General features: G+C 72.0%; 20 protein-coding genes. 12 read left to right on the forward strand and 8 right to left on the reverse strand.

What is annotated here, in order from left to right; translation table 11 throughout:
- Window positions 1-41: 41 nt before the first annotated feature.
- The 6 genes from ACFWP5_RS26755 (at window position 42) to ACFWP5_RS26780 (ending at window position 5848) form a co-directional block, all read left to right on the forward strand.
- On the forward strand, window positions 42-785 hold the full coding sequence (locus ACFWP5_RS26755) for a GNAT family N-acetyltransferase (RefSeq protein ID WP_384161650.1): 744 nt from the start codon (window positions 42-44) through the stop codon (window positions 783-785).
- 2 nt (window positions 786-787) lie between these two features.
- Complete coding sequence (locus tag ACFWP5_RS26760) at window positions 788-928, forward strand: putative leader peptide (RefSeq protein ID WP_384161537.1); 141 nt, start codon at window positions 788-790, stop codon at window positions 926-928.
- Window positions 929-1003: 75 nt separating this feature from the next.
- Window positions 1004-2224 carry an LLM class flavin-dependent oxidoreductase gene (locus ACFWP5_RS26765; RefSeq protein ID WP_384161540.1) on the forward strand — a complete coding sequence of 407 codons (1221 nt, stop codon included), beginning with the start codon at window positions 1004-1006 and terminating at the stop codon, window positions 2222-2224.
- Window positions 2225-2243: 19 nt separating this feature from the next.
- A complete protein-coding gene (locus ACFWP5_RS26770) occupies window positions 2244-3617 on the forward strand; it encodes an NtaA/DmoA family FMN-dependent monooxygenase (RefSeq protein ID WP_384161543.1) in 1374 nt (457 codons plus the stop codon).
- Entirely contained in the window at window positions 3614-4693 is a 1080-nt protein-coding gene (locus ACFWP5_RS26775; protein WP_384161546.1) for an LLM class flavin-dependent oxidoreductase, read from the forward strand. The genes ACFWP5_RS26770 and ACFWP5_RS26775 overlap by 4 nt, the downstream gene beginning before the upstream one ends.
- Window positions 4694-4708: 15 nt before the next feature.
- Entirely contained in the window at window positions 4709-5848 is a 1140-nt protein-coding gene (locus ACFWP5_RS26780; RefSeq protein WP_384161549.1) for an LLM class flavin-dependent oxidoreductase, read from the forward strand.
- Here the strand turns inward: ACFWP5_RS26780 and ACFWP5_RS26785 are convergent.
- Complete coding sequence (locus ACFWP5_RS26785) at window positions 5827-6201, reverse strand: hypothetical protein (RefSeq protein ID WP_384161552.1); 375 nt, start codon at window positions 6199-6201, stop codon at window positions 5827-5829. The two genes, ACFWP5_RS26780 and ACFWP5_RS26785, sit on opposite strands and share 22 nt — an antisense overlap.
- A 50-nt stretch (window positions 6202-6251) precedes the next feature.
- Here ACFWP5_RS26785 and ACFWP5_RS26790 point away from each other — a divergent pair, with 50 nt between their 5' ends.
- Complete coding sequence (locus ACFWP5_RS26790; protein ID WP_384161555.1) at window positions 6252-6701, forward strand: GNAT family N-acetyltransferase; 450 nt, start codon at window positions 6252-6254, stop codon at window positions 6699-6701.
- Here the strand turns inward: ACFWP5_RS26790 and ACFWP5_RS26795 are convergent.
- The 5 genes from ACFWP5_RS26795 to ACFWP5_RS26815 all read right to left on the reverse strand — a co-directional run bounded on the left by ACFWP5_RS26795 (window position 6698) and on the right by ACFWP5_RS26815 (window position 11383).
- Window positions 6698-7780, reverse strand: a complete 1083-nt coding sequence (locus tag ACFWP5_RS26795) for a phosphotransferase enzyme family protein (protein WP_384161558.1) — start codon at window positions 7778-7780, stop codon at window positions 6698-6700. The genes ACFWP5_RS26790 and ACFWP5_RS26795 overlap by 4 nt on opposite strands.
- Complete coding sequence (locus tag ACFWP5_RS26800; protein ID WP_384161561.1) at window positions 7777-8538, reverse strand: ABC transporter ATP-binding protein; 762 nt, start codon at window positions 8536-8538, stop codon at window positions 7777-7779. The genes ACFWP5_RS26795 and ACFWP5_RS26800 overlap by 4 nt, the downstream gene beginning before the upstream one ends.
- Window positions 8535-9308: an ABC transporter permease gene (locus tag ACFWP5_RS26805; protein ID WP_384161564.1), complete on the reverse strand. Its 774-nt coding sequence runs from the start codon at window positions 9306-9308 to the stop codon at window positions 8535-8537. Before ACFWP5_RS26805 ends, ACFWP5_RS26800 begins: the two co-directional genes overlap by 4 nt.
- On the reverse strand, window positions 9305-10333 hold the full coding sequence (locus tag ACFWP5_RS26810; protein ID WP_384161567.1) for an ABC transporter substrate-binding protein: 1029 nt from the start codon (window positions 10331-10333) through the stop codon (window positions 9305-9307). The genes ACFWP5_RS26805 and ACFWP5_RS26810 overlap by 4 nt, the downstream gene beginning before the upstream one ends.
- A 129-nt stretch (window positions 10334-10462) precedes the next feature.
- Window positions 10463-11383, reverse strand: coding sequence for an ABC transporter substrate-binding protein (locus ACFWP5_RS26815; RefSeq protein ID WP_384161570.1), 921 nt, complete (start codon window positions 11381-11383; stop codon window positions 10463-10465).
- Between the two features lie 387 nt (window positions 11384-11770).
- Between ACFWP5_RS26815 and ACFWP5_RS26820 the strand changes: the two genes are divergently transcribed.
- Window positions 11771-12655 carry a sulfurtransferase gene (locus ACFWP5_RS26820; protein WP_384161573.1) on the forward strand — a complete coding sequence of 295 codons (885 nt, stop codon included), beginning with the start codon at window positions 11771-11773 and terminating at the stop codon, window positions 12653-12655.
- Between the two features lie 160 nt (window positions 12656-12815).
- Here ACFWP5_RS26820 and ACFWP5_RS26825 read toward each other — a convergent pair whose 3' ends face one another.
- Window positions 12816-13913, reverse strand: coding sequence for a M12 family metallopeptidase (locus ACFWP5_RS26825; RefSeq protein ID WP_384161576.1), 1098 nt, complete (start codon window positions 13911-13913; stop codon window positions 12816-12818).
- Window positions 13914-14010: 97 nt separating this feature from the next.
- Between ACFWP5_RS26825 and ACFWP5_RS26830 the strand changes: the two genes are divergently transcribed.
- Entirely contained in the window at window positions 14011-15906 is a 1896-nt protein-coding gene (locus ACFWP5_RS26830) for a LuxR C-terminal-related transcriptional regulator (RefSeq protein ID WP_384161579.1), read from the forward strand.
- 259 nt (window positions 15907-16165) lie between these two features.
- Here ACFWP5_RS26830 and ACFWP5_RS26835 read toward each other — a convergent pair whose 3' ends face one another.
- Window positions 16166-18769, reverse strand: coding sequence for a CHAT domain-containing protein (locus ACFWP5_RS26835; RefSeq protein WP_384161582.1), 2604 nt, complete (start codon window positions 18767-18769; stop codon window positions 16166-16168).
- Between the two features lie 109 nt (window positions 18770-18878).
- Between ACFWP5_RS26835 and ACFWP5_RS26840 the strand changes: the two genes are divergently transcribed.
- From ACFWP5_RS26840 to ACFWP5_RS26850, 3 genes are read left to right on the forward strand one after another with little or no spacing between them, the layout of a single operon-like run.
- Window positions 18879-20315 (forward strand): S8/S53 family peptidase, encoded by a 1437-nt coding sequence (locus ACFWP5_RS26840; RefSeq protein ID WP_384161585.1) that lies wholly within the window; start codon window positions 18879-18881, stop codon window positions 20313-20315.
- A complete protein-coding gene (locus ACFWP5_RS26845; protein WP_384161588.1) occupies window positions 20312-20950 on the forward strand; it encodes an RNA polymerase sigma factor in 639 nt (212 codons plus the stop codon). The genes ACFWP5_RS26840 and ACFWP5_RS26845 overlap by 4 nt, the downstream gene beginning before the upstream one ends.
- 5 nt (window positions 20951-20955) lie before the next feature.
- Window positions 20956-21498, forward strand: a complete 543-nt coding sequence (locus tag ACFWP5_RS26850; protein WP_384161591.1) for a hypothetical protein — start codon at window positions 20956-20958, stop codon at window positions 21496-21498.
- Window positions 21499-21624 lie beyond the last annotated feature (126 nt).

Here is a 21624-nt window from a genome sequence, read left to right on the forward strand (position 1 = left end):
GGGTCCCCGCCCCGTGCGACCAGTACCGGAGCCGTCACCCGATGTCTTCCACCGTCAGTATCGAAACCACCACGTCCACGTCCCACGTTCTGGACAACCCCGCCTGGGCCGCGCTCACCGGCCCGCACGCCCACTTCGCCGAGCGCGTCGGCCGCGCCGCCCGCTACCCCGTCGACGTGGCCGGTTTCCACGCCATCACCGACAACGACGACCCGCGCGCCTGGGCGGACCTGGCCACGCTCGTCGGCCCCGGCGGCTCCGCCTCGGTCCGCGGCGTGAGCGAGCCCCCGGACGGCTGGGAGATCGTCCGCTCCGGACAGGGCGTCCAACTCGTGGACACCGGCCTGCGGGCCGAGCCCGACTCCGAAGCCGTACGCCTCGGCCCCGACGACGTACCCGAGATCCTCGACCTGGTCGCCCGCACCGAACCCGGCCCCTACCTGCCCCGCACCGTCGAGCTGGGCACCTACCTCGGCATCCGCCATGACGGCCGCCTCATCGCGCTGGCCGGTGAACGCCTCCACCCGCCCGGCTGGACCGAGATCAGCGCCGTGTGCACCGACCCCGACCACCGCGGCCGGGGCCTGGCCACCCGACTGGTCCGCGCGGTCGCCGCCGGCATCAAGGAACGCGGCGAGCACCCCTTCCTGCACGCCGCGGCCAGCAACACCAACGCGATCCGGCTGTACGAGTCGATCGGCTTCACGCTGCGCGCCCGTACGGTCTTCTCGCTCGTCCGGCGCACAGGCCCGATTGCCGCCGCCCATCCGGAAGAAACGGCATAGCCGTGCGGTTGTCCCTGTTGATGCCGGACTCCGTGGAGGTGATGGACATGCTCGACCCGTCCCGCCTTCCCGCGACCGTGCGCCTCACCACCCGGCCCCACATCGACCTGCTGCGCACGGCCGGCGCGCTCTGTTGCTCCTGACCCGTGGCCCCAGCCGCCGTATCCGCTCAGCTGGCGGACCGGCGATCTCGTACGGATCTCCAGGAAGGCACCACCGTGTCCTCAACCAGCTCCACCCCCCTGCATCTCGCCGTCGCCCTCGACGGCACCGGCTGGCACCCGGCCTCCTGGCGTGAGCCGGTGGCCCGGCCCCGGGACCTGTTCACCGCCGGCTACTGGGCCGACCAGGTCGCCGAGGCCGAGCGCGGCCTGCTCGACTTCGTGACCTTCGAGGACGGCCTCGGCCTCCAGTCCTCGCACTACGGCGAGCTGGACGGCCGCACCGACCAGGTCCGCGGACGCCTCGACGCCGTGCTCGTCGCGGCCCGCATCGCACCGCTCACCAGCCACATAGGTCTGGTGCCGACGGTGGTGTCCACGCACACAGAGCCGTTCCACATATCGAAGGCGATCGCCACCCTCGACTACGTCAGCACCGGCCGCGCGGGCCTGCGCGTGCAGCTCTCCGCCCGCCCGCACGAGGCCGACCACTTCGGGCGCCGCACCTTCCCGCCGATCAGCCTGGAGAGCCTGCGGACCGAGGCCGGGCAGGAGCGCCTCGCCGAGCACTTCGACGAGGCCGCCGACTACATCGAGGTCGTGCGCCGCCTCTGGGACAGCTGGGAGGACGACGCCGAGATCCGGGACATCGCCACCGGCCGCTTCGTCGACCGCGACAAACTGCACTACGTCGACTTCGAGGGCCGGCACTTCAGCGTCAAGGGCCCCTCCATCACACCCCGGCCGCCGCAGGGCCAGCCGGTCGTCAGCTCCCTGGCCCACCAGACCATCCCGTACCGGCTGGTGGCCCGTGCCACCGACGTCGGCTACGTCACCCCGCACGACAGCGACCAGGCGCGGGCGATCGTCGCGGAGATCCGCGCCGAGCAGCAGGCCGCGGGCCGCGCCGACGAACCGCTGCACATCTTCGGCGACCTCGTCGTCTTCCTCGACGACGACCCGGCCGTAGCAGCAGCCCGCCGCGCACGCCTCGACGCCCTCGCGGGGGAGCCGTACGCCAGCGACGCCCGCATCTTCACCGGTACACCCGCCCAACTCGCCGATCTCCTCCAGGAGTTGCAGTCGGCCGGGCTGACCGGCTTCCGGCTGCGGCCCGCCGTCGCAGGGCACGACCTCCCGGCGATCACGCAGGGCCTGGTCCCCGAACTCCAGCGCCGGGGCGCCTTCCGCCAGGCCTACGAGGCCGACACCCTGCGCGGCCTGCTGGGGCTCGGCCGCCCCGCCAACCGCTACGCCGCTGCCGCAGCCACCGCCTGAGCCGGAGGGACCGTACGACATGAGCAAGCCCCTGAAGCAGATCCACCTGGCCGCCCACTTCCCCGGCGTCAACAACACCACCGTGTGGAGCGACCCCGCGGCCGGCAGCCACATCGAGTTCAGCTCCTTCGCGCACTTCGCACGGACCGCCGAGCGCGCCAAGTTCGACTTCCTCTTCCTCGCCGAGGGGCTGCGGCTGCGCGAACAGGGCGGCAAGATCTATGACTTGGACGTGGTCGGCCGCCCCGACACCTTCACGATCCTCGCCGCGCTCGCCGCCGTCACGGAACACCTCGGCCTGACCGGCACCATCAACTCCACCTTCAACGAGCCCTACGAGGTGGCCCGCCAGTTCGCCAGCCTCGACCACCTCTCCGACGGTCGCGCGGCCTGGAACGTCGTCACCTCCTGGGACGCGTTCACCGGCGAGAACTTCCGCCGCGGCGGCTTCCTGCCGCAGGACGAGCGCTACTCCCGCGCCAAGGAGTTCCTGGCCACCACCAACGAACTCTTCGACTCCTGGCACGGCGACGAGATCATCGCCGACCAGGCCACCGGCACCTTCCTGGACGACGCCAAGGCCGGAGCCTTCGTCCACCAGGGCCAACACTTCGACATCCACGGCCAGTTCAACGTCCCGCGCTCCCCGCAGGGCCGCCCCGTGATCTTCCAGGCGGGCGACTCCGACGAGGGCCGCGAGTTCGCCGCCTCCAGCGCCGACGCCATCTTCAGCCGGTACAGCACCCTCACCGAGGGCCAGGCCTTCTACACCGACGTCAAGTCCCGCCTCGCCAAGTACGGCCGCAGGTCGGACCAGTTGCTCATCCTCCCGGCCGCGACCTTCGTCCTCGGCGACACCGACGCCGAGGCCGAGGACCTGGCCAAGGAGGTGCGCCGCCAGCAGGTCAGCGGTGCTACGGCCCTCAAGCACCTGGAGTTCGTCTGGAACCGGGACCTGTCGTCCTACGACCCGGACGGCCCGCTGCCCGACATCGACCCGGACGTCAGCGACAACCACATCTCCAAGGGCCGTGCCCAAGTCCGCATGTACCGGGACCCGTTGGCCACCGCCCGCGAGTGGCGTGAGCGGGCCGCCGCCAACAAGTGGTCGATCCGCGACCTGGTCATCGAGACCGGCAACCGGCAGGCCTTCATCGGCTCCCCGTCCACGGTCGCGAAGACCATCAACGACTTCGTGCAGGCCGACGCCAGCGACGGTTTCATCCTCGTCCCGCACATCACCCCGACCGGCCTCGACCCCTTCGCCGACAAGGTGGTCCCGCTGCTCCAGGAACAGGGCGTCTTCCGCACCGAGTACGAGGGCCCGACCCTGCGCGACCACCTCGGCCTCACCCACCCGGACGACGTGCGCGAGGAACGGGCGGCGTCGTGAAGTTCCTCGCGATCACCCTCATCGTCCACCGCCCGGACGCGATCACGGGCGTACAGAAGTCGACGCACGAACGCTTCCGAGAAGTCCTCGACAACGCCGTGCTGGCCGAGGAGTTGGGCTTCGACGGCTTCGGCGTGGGGGAGCGGCACGAGCGGCCGTTCATCTCCTCCTCGCCGACCGTGGTCCTCAGCCACATCGCCGCGCTCACCCGGCGCATCCGCCTCTTCACCGCCGTCACCACCCTGAGCCTGCTGGACCCGGTCCGCGCCTACGAGGACTACGCGACGCTGGACCATCTCTCCGGCGGACGCCTGGACTTGATCATCGGCAAGGGCAACGGCACCGCCCAGCGCGAGCTGTTCCACGTCACGCCCGAGGACCAGTGGGAGCGCAACGCCGAAAGCTACGAGGTGTTCCGGCAGCTCTGGCGGCAGGACAAGGTGACGGCGAGGACCCGCTTCCGCCCGGAGTTGAAGGACGCGGAGGTGTGGCCGCGGCCGTACCAACAACCCATCCGGGTCTGGCACGGCAGCGCGACGAGCAAGGAGAGCGTCGACCTGGCCGCCCGCTACGGCGACCCGCTGTTCTCCGCGAACGTCACCAACCCCATAGAGCCGTATGCCGAGTTGATCCGCTACTACCGGGAACGCTGGGAGCACTACGGCCACGACCCGGCGGACATCGCGGTGGGCGCGGGCACGGCCGGCCTCTACGTCGCTGCGACGACCCAGGAGGCGCTGGCCGCCTACCGGCCGATCTTCGAGAGCAACCTCGCTTTCCAGAAGCAGGTGGGCCTCCCCCTGGTCTTCGAGACCCTGGAGGACTACGTCGAGCGCAGCTCCGCACTGATCGGCAGCCCGCAGCAGGTCATCGACAAGGTGCACCGCTATCACGAGCAGTTCGGCCACACCGTGCTCCATCTCCATGCGGACTCCAGTGGCTTGACGGACCGTCAGCATCGGGACTCGCTGGAACTCTTCCAGTCGGCGGTGACTCCCGTGCTGCGCAAGGACATCCCGGACCCGCCGTTCGACTGGGGGCCGGTCCTGCCCGAGCCCGTCTCCGCCGACCACTGAGGAGTGAGTGAGCACATGGCCTCCGGCATCCCCCTCGGCGTCCTCGACCTGGTCCCGATCTCCTCCGGCTCCACCGCGCCCGAGGCCCTGCGCAACTCCATCGAACTCGCCCGCCGGGCCGAGGAGTTCGGCTACGCCCGCTACTGGTTCGCCGAGCACCACCTCAACCCGGGCGTCGCGGGCACGTCCCCCGCGGTAGTCCTTGCGCTGACGGCTTCCGCGACCTCCACGATCCGGCTCGGCTCCGGCGCCGTACAACTCGGCCACCGCACCGCGCTGTCCACGGTCGAGGAGTTCGGCCTGATCGACGCACTGCACCCCGGCCGCTTCGACCTGGGCCTGGGCCGCTCCGGCGGCCGCCCGACGCCCCCGCTGCCGACGGCGACCCCGATCGTCGACGGCCGAGCCCCCAACGGCCTGCGCATCCCGCACCGTTTCTCCTTCGAACGCCTCCTCGGCTCACCCAGGATCGCCCTCCAGCGCAAGCTGCTCCTGCTGCCCGACGCCAAGTCCCAGGACTACGGCGACCAGATCGACGACGTCCTCGCGCTACTGGCCGGCACCTACCGCTCCCCGGAGGGCGTCGAGGCGCACGTCGTGCCGGGCGAGGGCGCCGATGTCGAGCTGTGGATCCTGGGCAGCAGCGGTGGCACGAGCGCCGAGGTCGCGGGCCGCAACGGCCTGCGTTTCGCGGCGAATTACCACGTCAGCCCGGCCACCGTCCTTGAGGCGGCGGACGGTTACCGCGCCGCGTTCCAGCCCTCCGACGCCCTCGACAAGCCGTACGTCAGCGTCTCCGCCGACGTCGTCGTCGCCGAGGACGACGAGACGGCACGCGAACTCGCCACCGGCTACGGCCTGTGGGTGCGCTCCATCCGCACGGCCGAGGGGGCCATCCAGTTCCCCACTCCCGACGAGGCACGCGCCCACGTCTGGACCGACGAGGACCGCGAGCTGGTCCAGGACCGCGTCGACACCCAGTTCGTCGGCTCGCCCGGCCGGGTCGCCGACCGACTGGAACAACTCCAAGAGGCCACGGGCGCCGACGAGTTGCTCATCACGACCATCACCCACGACCACACGGACCGGGTACGTTCCTACGAACTCCTCGCGCGGGAATGGCGTCGGCGGGGTCACTCCTCCCAGTCGAGCTGATGCTCCGGAGTACCCACCGACCGTCCGTACGCGACCGCTTCGGCGCGGCCGGCCTCGTCACCGCGCCGATAGCGGAACACCTTTCCGGCGAAGACGATCACGCGCTCGTCCCCGACGGTGAAGTCGGCGTACCAGCCGTTGTCGGGCTCCAACGCGTACGCGAGCGCCTCCGCGATCGGACCGGAGGCGCCGTCGTCGTCGGCCTCCCACTCGACGAGCGTCCAGAAGGCGGGCTGCCCGGCGGTCGCACTCGCGGAGACGTCGATCCGCTCGACCTTATGGATGCGCAGGCCGTGCGGTGCGAACACGGCGCCGGGGCGCAGGCTTTCACCGAGGACGTATCCCGTGATCATGTTCCGTCTCCTTGGGGGTGACCAACCGGCACTCTGCCATGATCGATGCCATGACCGTCCGTATCATCCCCGCCGATGTCGCCGACCTCCACCAGGTCCTGGAGGACCACGCCCGCTACTGGGGAGAGCGTGACCTTCGCGCGCTCCATCTCACCGCGCTGGTGCAGGAGTTCGGGTCCACCTGTCTGGTCGCCCGCGCCGACGACGGCATCCGTGGCTACCTCTTCGGGTTCGTCACGTCCGACCACACCGGGTACGTGCACCTGGTGGCGACGCGGGACGACGCACGCGGCACCGGTCTCGGCCGCAGCCTGTATACGGCCTTCATCGAGGCCGCCGGACGGCAGGGCGCGGTCCGCCTCAAGGCCATCACCTCGGTCACCAACGAGGGTTCGATCGCCTTCCACCGCACCCTCGGCTTCGACGCGCGCACTGTGGAGGACTACGACGGGCCGGGCCGACCTCGTGTCGTGTTCACCCGTCCACTCGTACTGTGTTAGTTCAGGACGGCCAGCCGCTCCCGCAGCAGGTTCAGCAGACCCTGCCCGCTCTCCTCTGCGAACCACTCCGCGTGGCCCACGTAGTACTCGTACGCCAGCCGGGTGTTCTCTGCAGAGCGCGTCACGCCGTGGAAGTAGCCCAGCTCGGAGAGGGCGAACTCGGCGTGGACCAGGGGGAGTAGCGCGGGGAGCGCCTCAGACTCCGTGGGGCTGAGCGGTCGTACGGACTGGTAGCCGTCCAGGAGGGCGAGCGCGTCCGCCTCGCGGACCGGGAAGCCGGGCTGGAGCCACTGGACGGTGTTGCGTTCGATGGCCGTCGCCAGATCGTGTACGGCAGTCGTGCGGTCGCACATGCCGAAGTCGAGGGCCGTCGCGACCGAACCGTCCTCGTTCCAGAGGAGGTTGGAGGCGTGCCAGTCGTTGTGGGTCCACAAGGGCGCGAGGCCGGAGAGGTGGGGGGCCAGGTTCTCGTGGAGGGGGAGCAGGGCGCGTCGCGTGTCCTCCCGCCAGGGGAAGTCCGCGAGCCCCTTTGCCAGGTGGGGGCGCTGCTCCACGTATCGCTCCAACTCCGTCTGCGGGTCTGCCGAGGCGAACACCGTGAACGACGCGACCAGCGGCTGCACTTGACGACGTGGTGCGTCGAAGCCCTCCGCCGCCAGGTGCAGGCGGGCCAGCGCCTCGCCGGCCGCCCTCGCGTGGGCGGGGGAGCGGAACGGGGACCAGGACAGGGCGTCGCGGTAGAGGTCCGTGCCGGCTCCGGCCGAGTGCACCTCGTACGTCCACTCGCCGCGCGTCGCCGCGTCCAGCACCTCGACGACGGGGGCGCCGCGCCGCCGCAGGTGTCGTAGGAAGGCGTGTTCCTCGGCCAGGCCTTCCGCCGTGCGGACGGAGGTGTGGTGGCGCTTCACGAACAGGTGGCGGCCCGACCGTTCGACCACGGCCGCCGCCGACAGGGGGCGCGGGCTGCGCCACACCACGCGGGCCGGGCCCACGATGTCCGTGACCTCGGTGTCCGTCAGGGGCGGCCAGTCGGGTTCGACCGGGTCGGTGCCCAGGCCGTGGGCGAGGTGTGAACTCATGCTGTCCGCACCGCCGTTGTGCCGCGCAGGGCGTCCAGGACGTGGCGCTCGGTCGTGGCGAAGTCGGGGTTCGTGAAGTCGTCGGCGCCGCGTGGGCGGGTCAGGGGGACCTCGACGCGGTCGACGATCGTGGCCGGGCGGGGGGACAGGACGTGCACGGTGTCCGCGAGCAGGACCGCCTCGCGGATGTCGTGGGTGACCAGAACCACCGTCCAGCGGTGGCGTTGCCACATGCCGGCCAGCCACAGCTGCATCTCGGTGCGGGTGAGGGAGTCGAGCGCGCCGAACGGTTCGTCGAGCAGGAGTACCGGTCGCTCCAGAACCACCGTGCGCAGCAGGGCCGCTCGTTGCCGCATACCGCCGCTGAGTTGGGAGGGGTACGCCTTCTGGAAGCCGTCGAGGCCGAAGTCGGGGAACAGGGCGTCGGCCCGTCGCCGTGCCTCCTTCTTCCCGACTCCCTGCGCCTCAAGGCCCAGTGCCGTGTTGTCGAGGACGGTCCGCCAGGGGAAGAGGAGATCCTTCTGCGGCATGTACGCCACCTTGCCGGACTCCACCCCGGCCGGCTCGCCCTCCACCAGGACCCGGCCGGTCGTGGGACGGTCCAGCCCGGAGACCAGGTTGAACAGGGTGCTCTTGCCGCTGCCGCTCGGCCCGATGACGGCCGCGAACTCACCTGGTTCCACGGCGAGTTCGAGATCCCGCAGAACCTCCAACTGCCCGAAGGACTTGCCGACGCCCTCGATACGCAGACTGCTCATGACGACGTGTCCTCCTTCAACGCCCGCTCCCACGGGAGTACCAGCCGTTGCAGCAGATAGGTCGCCCCGAACAGGGCGACGCTCAGCGCGGCCGTCACCGCGACCGCCGCGAACACCAGGTCCGTGCGGAACGCGCTCTTCTGCGCCTGCATGTAGATCCCGAGGCCCGCCTCCGCGCCCGCGTACTCGGCGAAGACGGCGCCGACGACGGCGTAGGTGATGCTCACGCGCAGCCCGGCGAAGAAGTACGGCATCGCGCTCGGCACCCTGACCAGTCGGAACGTCCGCCAGCGGCCCGCGCCCAGCGAGCGCAGCAGCCGCATCGCCTCGCGGTCGGTCGCCGCGAAGCCGGCCGCGAGGTTCGCGGCGAGCGGGAAGAACGTCGTCAGCGTCACCACCAGCATCTTCGGCAGCAGCCCGAAGCCGAACCAGATGATCAACAGCGGTGCCACGGCCACGATCGGGATGGTCTGCGAGGCGACGAGCAGCGGGTACAGGCCCCGGCGGGCCGCCGAGGAGAAGTCGAGGAGGACGGCGACCAGCCAGGCCGCCGTGAACGACAGCGCGAAGCCGAGCAGCGTCTCCTGGAGGGTGGGGAGGGTCTGGTCCCAGAGGTCCTGGCGGTTCAACCAGCCCTGCTCCACGACCCGGGCGGGGGAGGGCAGCGTCGTGGGGTCGACGCCGGCGGCGGTGACGTACAGCTGCCAGCCGCCGAGGACCACGGTCAGGACGAGGAGTGGCGGCCACAACGACCGCAGGAGCGGCCTCACTTGGCGTCCGGGAGGTAGGCGTTGGTGAAGTACGTCGACGCCTTCGGGGCGGACGTGAGTTTCTTGCCGTTGGCGTCGACGAGCAGGCCCGCCTTGTACTCGAAGTCGGCGAATGCCTGCCAGCGTGCGGCGCTCTGCGTGCCGATCGAGCCGTCCGTGCCCTTGTAGTACTCCTTGGCCAGCAGCTGCTCGCTCTCCTTCACCAGCTGGGTGTTGGTGAGGACGCTCTTGTTGGCGGAGATGAGCAAGTCGGCTGCCTGGGCGGGGTGTTCGGCGGCGTAGCGGTAGCCCTTGTCGACCGCGGCCAGGAACTTCTTCGCGACCTCCGGGTTCTTCTTCAGGAACTGGTCCGAGGACGCGACGAGCGTCGAGTAGATCGCCGGGAAGCCGTAGTCGGAGAGCTGGAAGTTCTTCAGCGGCTTGCCGTTCAGCTTCGCCTCCAGGCTCTCCCAGGTCGGCATCGGCATCGCGAAGTCCGCCTGGCCCGCGTAAAGCGCCGCGTACGCCGAGGTGTTGAGGGTGACCTGCTTGAAGTCGCCCTTGCCGCCCGCGTTCTGGATCACCCTCTGCAGCAGCGGCTTCTCGTACGGCGCGCCGAAACCGGCGTACGTCTTGCCGTCCAGGTCCTTCGGCGTGGTGATGTCGTCCCGGTCGGCCCGCACCGCGATCGTCACGTCGGTCTTCTGCGTCACGGCGTAGACGGAGGTGATGTCCTGGCCCGCCGCTCGCGCGGTGGTGACGCCTTCCTGGTAGGAGATGCCGAAGTCCGCCTTGTGGTTGGCGATCAGGGTCTCGGGCGCGGTCGAGCCGTACGGCACGATCTTGACGTTGATCCCGGCGGCCTTGAACCAGCCCTTGGCCTGGGCGACGTAGATGCCGGTGTGGTTGGTGTTGGGCGTCCAGTCCAGGGCGAGGGTGACGGTCGTGGTGCCGTCCTTCGCGGCGGCCGTGGAGTCGGCGGAGCAGCCGGTGACGGCGAGGAGGGCGGTCGCGGCTATGGCGGACAGGGCGGTGCGGCGATGCATGTCGGGTCCTTCGAGGGGTGGGAGGGCTGGCGGGTCGGGCCGGTCACGGCCGACACAGCGCGCTGCCCACCCTCATGAAGTCGACGGCGAGCCGCCGGGTCAGCGTCCGCGCCTGGCAGGCCAGGGCTCTCATGTGGCCACGTCCAGCAGGCCGTTGGTGAAGGACTTCGCCCAGTCCCGGTCGTCCTGGATCGCGCCGTTCTCGGCGAGCCAGTGCGCGTACGGGCCCATCCGGCCCTCGTCGATCACACCCCAACGGCCGTCCGCGTCCGTCCAGGTGGGCGCGATCAGCGCCAGGGAACGGGCGATCAGGGGACGCGGGAAGTACGGGATGACCCGCTCCAGCAACTCCAGGGTGGCGTCCGGCTCCTGGGCGGCGGCCGCGTAGCCGCGAGCCGTGACGGCGAGGAAGTCCCGTACGAGAGACGGGTGTTGGGTGAGCAGGTCCTCGTTCGTGCCGAGCAGGTAGCTGTGGTAACGCGGGGCGCCGATCTCGTCGACCGGCCAGGTCAGCCGCTGCTCCTCGGGCAGATCGCCGCGCAACGCGTCCCAGGACCAGTAGTTGCCGAAGGTCGCGTCCGCCTCGCCCGCCACGATGTCGTCCACGGTCAGCTCGCGGCTGCCGGCGTCCACACCGATCACGGCGTCCGGGTCACCGCCGTCGGCCGCCACCAGGTGGCGCACCATCGCACGGCCGCGCGGGGTCGGGTTGTAGGCGATACGGCGGCCGGCCAGTTCGCGGGGGCGGGTGATGCCGGTCGACGTGGTGGTCTGGATCGCCTCCAGGCCCCGGTGGTTGATCGCGGAGACGGCGACCAGCGGCTGGCCGTGCTCCGCGCGCCGGGCCAGCAGCCGGTTCGGCGGAAAGATCCCGAAGTCCACCTCGCCCCGGGCCAGGTACTCCAGCGTGTCCCCGCGCCCCGGGTCCTGCACCACCAGCTCGACGTCGAGCCCGGCCTCGGCGTACCAGCGGCGAGCGCGGGCGACGTACAGACCGGCAGAATTCGGCCAGGGGTGGAAATAGTCCAGCATGACCCGTATGTGCGGCATGGGGGTACTCCGGAATGTGCGCAGGCGTGACGGCGCCTGAAGGGAGGGGAGGGAGGGGCGCGCGGAGGCGGTGGATCAGTGCATGCGACAACAACAGGAGCGGCGCGCCGGGGTGTTGACCACCGGGTGCTGGGGCTCGACTGCTGCAGACACGTGAACTCCTACGCGGGCGCTGAGGCGCGAGTGGTGCGGTCGGCGTCCCCATGGGGGCCGGACTCTCGACGAGCCGGTCCCAGACGCCCTCTCAGCCCAACCGGGTAGGGGCTCCCGCGTAGATGGCCGAACGATAACCGCACTACCCGGATTCTGTGCAAGCGTGGTCCGGAATATGGGACGGTCGCGCCCGAGGGGTGAGACGCCCAGGTCGCGGGCGTACGATCGGCGGCCATGACCACCTCCCTGCTGCCCGGCCCGCTGGTCGACGACACCTGGCTCGCCGCGCATCTCGACGATCCCCGGCTGGTCGTCCTCGACGCCAGCGCGCTCCTGCCCTCACCCCGCGAGGACGGCGACTACCGCTCCGCGAGCGGGCGCGGGACATGGGCCGAACGGCACCTGCCCGGGTCGCGACACGCCGACCTGACCGGCGACCTCTCCGACCACGACGCGCCGTACCACTTCGCCGTGCCGTCCCCCGAGGCCCTCGCCGCCGCACTGGCCCGGCTGGGCGTGGGGGAGGGCAGCGAGGTCGTCTCCTACGACAGCGGGGGCGGCATCTGGGCGGCGCGGCTGTGGTGGATGCTCCGGGCGATCGGCGTACCGGCGGCGGTACTGGACGGCGGCCTGGAAGCGTGGGAGGCGGCAGGCCGCCCCCTGGCCTCCGGTGACGAAGCCGACCCGGTTCCGGCCGCCCGGCCCGTGACACCCGTCGTACGCCCGGACCTGTGGGCCGGCATCGAGGACGTGGCCGCCGTCAGCCGCGGCGAGCGCCCCGGAACCCTGGTCTGCGCGCTGCCCCCGGGCGGCTACGACGGCTCCGCGCCCACGCGCTACAGCCGCCGCGGCCACATCCCCGCCAGCCGCAGCCTTCCGGGCCGGGGTCTCCTCGACGAGTCCGGACACGTGCTGCCCGCCGAGGACCTCGCGGCGCGGGTCGGCGCGGTCCTCGACACCGACGACTCACCGGTCGTCCTGTACTGCGGCGGTGGCATCTCGGCGGCGGGCGCCGCACTCGCGCTCACGCTGCTCGGCCGTACGGACGTGTCGGTCTACGACGGTTCGCTGGAGGAGTGGTCCAAGGACCCCGCGCGGCCACTGGAGTTGGGGTCCTAGAGAACAAGGGCCTTATGCCGCAAGGGAGTTGGGTGACCGAAGGCCGGACATGGCGGCGTGGCCGAGGCTCGTATCCCTCCCCCGAAGGCTACGAACCTCGGCCGCTTCCCCCGGCGCCGGACAGTGGTCCGTCCGTCCGCGTGCGGCTGTACCCATGCTGTTACCAGCACATCACCGCGGTGTCCCCCGACCTCCACGTGGAGTACAGGCGCACACGGACGAAGTAGCGGCGGCCCTTGACGAGCCTGACCTTGAGTGTGGCGTTGTGCGGTGTGCCCCCGTCGTCCTGCCCGGCGAGGAAGCGTGGTTCGCCGTCCCGTTCCTCGAAGACCACGACGACCGTGTCGCTGTCCCCGAAGGCACCGACGGCGTACTCGCGCGTCTGCGTCGGTTCGATCGCGAAGTCGGCCTGCTCGCCCGGTCCCAGGCGCAGCGGCGCCGACCGGAACGGCACCAGCTCGGTCGGCCGGGGAGGGCCGACGGGCGGGTACCAGCGCAGGACGAACTCCTTGTCGGAGGAGGAGAGGCTGCCGTGCGGGTGCAGACCCGTGCGGTACTCCTCCGGCTCCAGGATCAGTCCCGACGCGAACGTGTACTCCATGACCGACTGCGGGTCCCAGACGGAGCCGTTGACCTCGTCCGGGTCGAGCTTGCGCAGGATGTTGAAGAGCGTCTTGTCCCGGCTCCAGAAGTTCGGCGGGCCCGCCAACTCGGCGTACACGGCCTCGTCGTCCCAGTGGATACCGGCGAACGGGCTCTGGTGCTCGTGCAGCAGCCCCAGGGCGTGCCCGATCTCGTGCAGGGCCGTACCGCGCTGTCCGGGCGCGGTCAGGTCCCAGCCGAAGTTCATGGTGCGGTCGGACAGACCGACCGTGAGCGCGTCGCGGCCCACCGTCGACCAGGAGCCGTCACCGGGCTGGAACCCGATGCGCAGCTCCGCCTCCGAACGGTCGCCGACCTCGGTGAAGTCGACGCCGATACCGAGACCCTGCCACTCGCGGAAGCACTCGCGTACGACGTCCTGCTGCTCCTTGGCGCCGGCCCACGGCACCCGCCGCATCTCGCCGGTCCCGGGGACCGGGATGACGGAAGTGTCGGTGGCGGCCGCGTTGTCGGCGTCGAAGAAGTAGTAGTGCAGGACAGTGCCGTTGACCCACATGCGGCTTCCGCCGATGAGCGCACTGCGTCGCTCGGCGGTCAGTCCCGGTCCGAACTCCGGGGCCGACTGCTGCGCGAGGGAGCAGTAGCGGGTGGTCATGCGACCAGATTGCCGTTGACCGTTCCCGGGCGCCTGAGTCGAGGGCTACTCAAGTCACCCTGTATCAGGGGTGAGTAGGCGGGCTCCTATCTGTGTGATGACTTTCGAACAGGACGCGAAGACCCTGGAACTGCCCTGGCCGTTCACCGGCCGGGAGGACGAACTGGAGCTGATCCGCGGTTCGTTCACGGCCGGGCGGCACGGCATCGTGGTGACCGGTCCGGCCGGCCGGGGAAAGACCCGGTTGGTGACCGAGGCCGTCCGGGGCAGCGACTGCGCCAGGGTCACCGGGACGCCCGAGACCCGCCTGCTCCCCTTCGCCGCGTTCGCGCACCTCCTGCCCGAGAGCGTCTCCCTGCACCGCGCGGTCCACATCCTGTCCGGCGTCCGGCTGTTGCTGGTGGACGACGCCCATCTGCTCGACGACTCCTCGGCCGCCCTCGTCCACCAACTCGCCGTCCACGGCCGGACCCGGCTGGTGGTCGTGGTGGCCGACGGCGACCCGGTACCCGGCGCTGTCTCACGTCTGTGGACGGGTGAACTGCTGCCGCGCCTCGCGCTGGAGCCGCTGCCCCGGGAGGAGACGGCCCAGTTGCTGGCCCTGGCTGCCCGCGGCCCGCTGGAACCCCTCACCGTGAACCGCCTGTACGGCCTCTGCCAAGGTGATCTCCGCCTGCTGCGCGACCTGTTCGGCGCGGTGCGCGAGCGCGGACTGCTGACCAGGACGACCGACTCCGACGAGTGGGCGTGGCGCGGCCCGGTGCCGGTCACCGCGACGGTCCGCGAACGCACCGCGCAAGTCCTCGCCCGCACCGGCCCGGAGGAGCGCGAGAGCCTCGAACGCCTGGCCTTCGCCGAGCCGTTGGCGTCGTCGCTGGACGACTTCGACCTCGACATCCTCGAACGCCTGGAGACCGAGGCCCTGATCCGCGTCGACGACCAGGGCGCCGTCCGCCTCGCCCACCCCCTGCACGGCCCCGCGCTGCGCGCCGCGGCCGGCCGGCTCCGGGCCCGCCGACTGGCCCGCACCCCGGACCAGTGCGTCCCGGCCCTCGCGGCCGAACGGTCCGCGCTGACCGACCGCATCGACCGCACCGACGTACGCCCGCTGCCGACGCCCGTGGGGGAGTGGCTGGTGGCGGAGGGCGCGCCGGTACCGGCCGGGTACGCCGCCGTCCGCGCGCGGTTCGCGAGGCTGCGGGGCGAGCTGCGCGAGGCGGCGGCCTGGGCGCGGGAGGGACTGCGGCAGGCCGCGGGCAGCCGGGCCTGCGGGGTCGAACTCGCCCTGGCCGCCGCCCAGTCGGGCGACGTACCGGCCACCGACGAGGCCCTCGCCCACCGCCCCGCGAACGGCGACGCGGGCAGCTGGCTCGCGGCGGCACGGGGCGACGTGGAAGCGGCTCGCGAGATCGTGGACGGCAGGTGGAGTGAGGGCGAGGAGAGCCGCGGCCTCACCGCCGAGGACGGCAGGCCCGCCGCATACGTCCTCTACGACGCCGTACGCCTCGGCGCTCCCGAACGTGTCGCCGGCCGACTCGCCCGACTGCCCGGCGACGGACCGGCCGTCCTCGCCCGGCACGCCGAGGCGTTGGTCGACGGGGACGGCCCCGCACTGGACCGGGTGGCAGGGGAGTTGGAGCAGCGCGGCTTCCTGCTCTTCGCCGCCGAGGCACACGCCCAGGCCGTCCGCGCGCACCGCGACCCACGCGCCGCCCGCATGTCCCGGACCCGCGCGGTCGCCCTGGCCCGCCGCTGCCAGGGCGCCCGCACCCCCGCCCTGTCCGGCCTGGTCCTGGGCGAACTCACCGCCCGCCAGCGCCAGATCGTCACCCTCGCCGCCGCGGGCCTCAGCAACCGCCAGATCGCCGACCGCCTCACCCTCTCCATCCGTACCGTGGGCAACCACCTCTACAGCGCCTACGCCCGCCTCGGCGCGAGCGACCGCGGCGCCCTGCCGTGGCTGGTGGAACTGCCGGCGGCGCAGTCGGCGTGAGGGGGAACCGGCGGGGCTGGGCCTGACCGGTGACCTTGACGGCTCAGGTCGGGCTCGGCTCGACGGCACGCGTCTGCCCTGCTGGTTCGGGCCACTCGCGCCGGACAGCCCGCGTCATGTCCGGGCCCACCGCCGCGGCCGAGTCGCCCCGCTGATCGCCCGGCCACCCGGGCTCCGCCAACCGCCCAGCCCCTCGGGCTCCGCCGATCGTCCCGCTACCTGGCCTCGGCCGACCGCCCCACCATCTCGCCCCGCCCTCTCAAGCCGCCCCGAACGCCGAGAACGCCCACCCCGTCGCCTGATGCACCGCGTCCCCCGGCAGCGCCGCCCGTGCGTCGCGCAGGGCCTCCGCCAAGGACAGGCCCGCGCTGAGGCCCTTGTGCAGGGTGAGCATCAGGGGGACCACCGCCGCGTCGTTGACCGGGGCGCTGCTCGCGATCACGCCCGCCGTGCCCAGCGGGAGCAACGCCGTGACCAGGCCGAGGAGTTCGTCCGCGCCGACCGAGGCGAGGCGGGCCGTGTCGCAGCTGGAGAGGATGATGCGGTACGGGCTGCGGGCGAGGCGTTCGAAGTCGTGGACGATGAGCGGACCGTCGGCCATGCGCAGGGACGAGAACAGGGGACTGTCCGCGCGGAACGTGCCGTGGGCCGCGATGTGGGCCAGGGTCGCGCCGTCCAACTCGGCCAGCACCCGGGGGACTTCGGCGTCGTCGTGCTCCAGGACCGTGGGCCTGCCGTACCGGTCGGCCAGGTCCGGGACCTCGGCGCCGCCGGTCGCGAGGCCCGGGCCGCGCACCAGGACGTGCCGGTCACCGGGCGGCGGTTCGATGTCCAGGGCGCGCAGCCAACTGCCCGCCGACGGCGACACGCTGAGCACCCGCTCGCGCAGCGAGGGCAGCAACGCCCAGGGCACCCGGTGGAGTCGGCCCGGCGGGACCACCACCACCGGGCCGGAACCCAGGTGCCCGGCCGCCTCGCCGAGGAGCAGTTCCTCCAGGCGTCGGCCCGCCGCCTCCACCACCGGGAGCCTCGCCTCCGCTCCGGGATGCGCCAGGCGCCGTAGACCCGCCTGTACGTGTTCCGCCTCGGCCATCGCCTCCGCGAGCAGGCCCGCCTCGAAGCGGCGTACCCGGCCCTCCCCGCAGAGCAGGGCGTGCACCCGGCCGTCCACGACGGCCAGTTCGACCAGCCGACCCTCACCCAGGCGCGCCAGCAGGCGAGTCGGGTCGAAGCGGTCGCCCTCGCCGGGGGCGTCGCCGCGCATATGGAGGGTGCGGGAGCGGATCTCCCGTTCCAGGCGCCGCTGTTCGCGCTCCAGGGCCGGTACCGGGCGGCCCTCCATGCGGGCCTCCTCCGCGCGGGCGGCGATCTCGCGGAACGCCGTCAAGTGGCTGAGCAGGGTCGGGTCGGCGGGTGGCCGGGTGGGTGGCGTCGAGAGTGCGGTCGCCCGCCAGCGCTCGCTCCACACCAGGAGGCGTCGCGGACCGCCGGAGGCCAGGCTCGCCCGCTGGGCCAGCGCGGCGAGTTCCGCGCCCTGCGCCGTCGCCCGCGCCCTCAACTCCGAGGCGCCCAGGGTCGTACGGTGATCGTCGAGGACGTCGAGCCCGCGCCGGCACGCCTCCAGTACCCCGCGACCGGAGCCCGCGGCCTGCGCGCGCAGCGCCTGCGCCGCCCAGCCCGTCATCCGGGCCAGCGGCGGACCGCCGCGTCTGCTGCGCGCGGCCACCGCCAAGTGCCGTTCCGCGTCCGCCGTCCAGCCGAGGGCGAGTGCGATCCGGCCTGCCAGCAGCGAGGCCTCCGGTGCGGACGGTGAGCCGAAGGCGGCCAGCCGGTCGGCCACCGCGGCGGCGTCGGCCACCAGCCGCCCGGACGCGCGCCCGGCCGCCAACCGGGCCTCGATCAGCACCAGTTGGGCATGCGTCTCCCACCAGGTGCGCCGCTGCGCGGCGAACAGCCGTACCGCCACGGCCGCACGCGCGATCGCCGTGTGCGGATCGTCCGCGAGCCGTGCCGCTCGGGCGGCGACGAGCAGCAACTCCGCCTTGCGGGTGGACTGGCCGCCGATGCCGTCGAGCAGCCCGACCGCCGTGTCAGCGTGGGCCAGCGCCTCCCCGGCCAGGCCCGCGCTCATCAACACCTCGCAGCGGCGGATGGTGAGCATGAACGTCGGGGTGGCGAGCTTGGCGTACATCTCCTGTGCCTCGTCCAGGAGTTGGAGCGCCACCGGGATGTCGCCCGACCGGAACGCGGCCAGCCCCCGGCTCTCCACCGCGTCCGCCTTGTCGTGCTCCTGGCCGGTGGTCTCCCACAGCCGCTCGGCCGCCGTGAAGTCCGCGTCGGCCCGGTCCACCGCGCCGAGCGCGAGATGCACGGTCGCACGCAGGGTGAGCGCCCGCGCGGTCCAGATCACGTCATCCGCCTGCCGCAACACGGGAATTGCCCGCCGTACGTCGTCCAGCGCCTCACGGTGCCGGCCCAGCACCCACCAGACGTACGCCCGCCGGTACAGCACCCGCGCGCGGGTGTGGCCCGTCCCTCGCTCCACGCCCCGCTCGAAGGCCTCCAGGCCCTGCCGGGTGCGGCCCGCGTGCACCAACGCCACGCCGAGCGTGCCGAGTACGTCCGCCTCCCGGTCCGCCGAATCCGCGCGGGCCGCCAGGTCGCGGGCGCGCCGCAGATGGTGCAGGGCGAGCCGTAGATCGCCGAAGTCCCGCTGCCACATACCGATCGCGTGGTGCGCCACCGAGGCCCGGAACGGCGTCGGATCGCCGTCGAGGACCTCCCGCGCACCGGCCAGCGCCTCGCCCGGAGCCGCGAACACCATCGGCAGCAGTTCGAGAATCGAGTCGCTTCCCGCTGTCACTCCTCGCATGCTAGTGGTCCCAGGTGCAGACCACACAGGTTTGGCGCTGTATCAAGCAGCGGTCTCGCGGCTCTGATTGACGACCGCCGCCGCAGTGGGAGGACACGCCATGGCACCACAGCGATTCCACGAGCAGTTCGACCAGATCCAGCGCTCGATGCCCGACGTCCCCCTGGCGATGGGGCCGGACGACTCCGCAGAGTTCTTCTACGAGAAGGGCGTCGTGCTCGCCCGCGACGGCGAGGAGGCCCGCGTCGTCGAGGAGACCGTACGCACGCACTTCACCGCGGCCACCGGTCTCACCGCGGACTCCGTGCGCCGCGCGGGCCCCGAGACCAACCGGTCCGGCATCACCCGCATCCAGGTCGGCGACCCGGGCGTCGGCGACCGGCGCGGCGACCACGCCGTGGCGAACGCGCTGCGCGCCCTCCGTGAACCGGAGGGCCGCGCCGGACGCCGGCTGGTCAGCCGCAACCACGTGGTGTCGATCGCGGTGAACGCCTGTCCCGGCGACGAACCCGTGCCCGCACCGCTCACCGAGGGCGCCAACCCGGCGCCCGCGGAAGCCGGTTACGACCCCGACACGGCCGTGGGCGTCCTCGTCATCGACACCGGCCTCATGCACGACTACCGGTCGTACCCGCTGCTGGCCCATGTGCAGGGCGACGCGCAGATCAGGGAGACCGACGACGCGGGAGTGCTCCAACAGTACGTAGGCCACGGCACGTTCATCGCCGGGCTCGTCGCGGCCGTCTCGCCCAACACCGAGGTCACCGTCCGCAACACCCTCAACGACGCGGGCGCCATCCTCGAATCGGACTTCGGCGAAGCGCTGTTCGCCGCCGTCGACCAGAACGGCTGGCCCGACGTCATCAGCCTCTCCGCCGGCACCTCGAACGGCCGCACCGACGGACTCCTCGGCGTCGAGGGCTTCATGCAGGCCCTGCGCGGCCAGCGCACCCTCCTCGTCGCGGCGGCCGGCAACAACGCCAGCGCCACGCCCTTCTGGCCCGCCGCCTACGCAGACCTGCCCGACTACCAGGACGTCGTCCTCTCGGTCGGCGCGCTGCGCAGCGACGGCGAGTTCGGCGCCTGCTTCAGCAACCACGGCGCCTGGGTCAAGGCCTACGCCCCCGGCGAGCGGCTCGTCGGCCCCCTCACCGGCTTCGACGCACCCACGCCGTACGCCTACCAGCACACCACCTACGACGCCTGCCGGTTCGGCTTCACCTACTCCTGCACCTGCCAATCGCCCACCCACAAGGGCGTGTTGAGCCAGGCGGGGGACGCCGAATCGGGCAGCCCGGACCAGGTGACGTTCGCCGGGCTCGCGCGCTGGAGCGGGACCTCGTTCGCCGCGCCCGTCGCCGTCGGCATGGTCGCCGCCTTCATGACGGCCAACAAGGAGACCGACGCGCGCGCCGCCCGCACCCAACTCCTCACGGGGAACACCGAGTACGCCGAAGTGCGCGGGGCGCACGTACCGGCGCTGCGCCCGCCCACCTGGCGCCCGGTCCCCGTCGTACCGCTCTCCCCTCCGGCATGAGGGCCGGAACCATCCCCTCCACGGCGTACGATGACATGCCGTACACGAGGGGTGGCACCGTGGACCGTGCAGAAGTCGGCGCGCTCGTCCAGTCCGCCGTCGACGGCGACGCGGCGGCCTGGAAGGCGCTCGTGGAGGGGTTGAGCCCACTGGTCTGGTCCGTGGTGCGCGCCCACCGGCTCTCCGACGCCGACGGCCACGAGGTGTACCAGACCGTGTGGTTCCGCTTCGCCCAGAACCTGCGGCGCATCCGCGAACCCGAGAAGGCCGGCTCCTGGCTGGCGAGCACCGCCCGCAACGAGTGCCTGAAGGTGATCAAGAGCCTACGGCGGCTCATGCCCACGGACGATCCCCAACTCCTCGACCGCATCAGCGAGGAGCGCACGCCCGAGCAGTCACTGATCGACTCCGAGGAGGCCGCCTCCGACGCCGAACGCATCCGGCGCCTGTGGCAGGAGTTCGAGGAACTGGGCGAGCGCTGCAGGCAGTTGCTGCGCGTCCTGATGGCCTCGCCGCCGCCCAGCTATCTGGAAGTGTCCGCCGGCCTGGGGATCGCCGTCGGCAGCATCGGCCCCATGCGCCAGCGCTGCCTGCGCCGGCTGCGGGCCCGACTCGACGCCCGGGGGGCGGTGTGAACGGCATGCACGACGACGGTCTCGACGCGTTCGGCGCCTTCGGCCAGGAACCCTTCGACGACGAGGAGTTCGACGACCAGGGCGACGAACAGGGCGAGGACGGCGGGGAGTTCGACGACGGACTCCTGGAGGAGGAGCTGCGTCAGGCCGCCGCCATCCTGGACCCGGTCCCCGCCGAGCTGCGCCAACTCGCCATGGACGCCTACGCCTTGTACGACCTCGACGCCCGGCTCGCGGAGCTCACCTTCGACTCCCTGGTCGACGCGACCCCGGTCAGAGGCGCCACGGACGTACCCCGCATGCTGACCTTCACCGCGGGCGACCTCAGCATCGACGTGGAGGTGACGAGCGAGGGCCTGATGGGCCAGGTGATGCCTCCCCAACCGGCCGGCATCGAGGTCCTGAACGGCCCTCAGGCGCTGCGCCCCACCACCCTCATGGCCGACGCCATGGGCCGCTTCACCAGCGACGCACCCCCGAGCGGCCCCTTCGCGCTACGGCTGCGGGCCGGCGGGGAGGTCGTCGTCACGGAGTGGCTGCGGGCGTGAACGCCGGTGCGCGAGGCGGGTGTCCGGCACCCGTCCGAGCGCCCCGCACAGGGGGCGCCCGGGCCTACCAGGTCGCCGGCCACGTCTTCCGCCCCCGGTTCAAGGTGTTACCGCGCCACTACAAAT

The organism is Streptomyces sp. NPDC058469, from assembly GCF_042721125.1.
GTDB lineage: Bacteria > Actinomycetota > Actinomycetes > Streptomycetales > Streptomycetaceae > Streptomyces.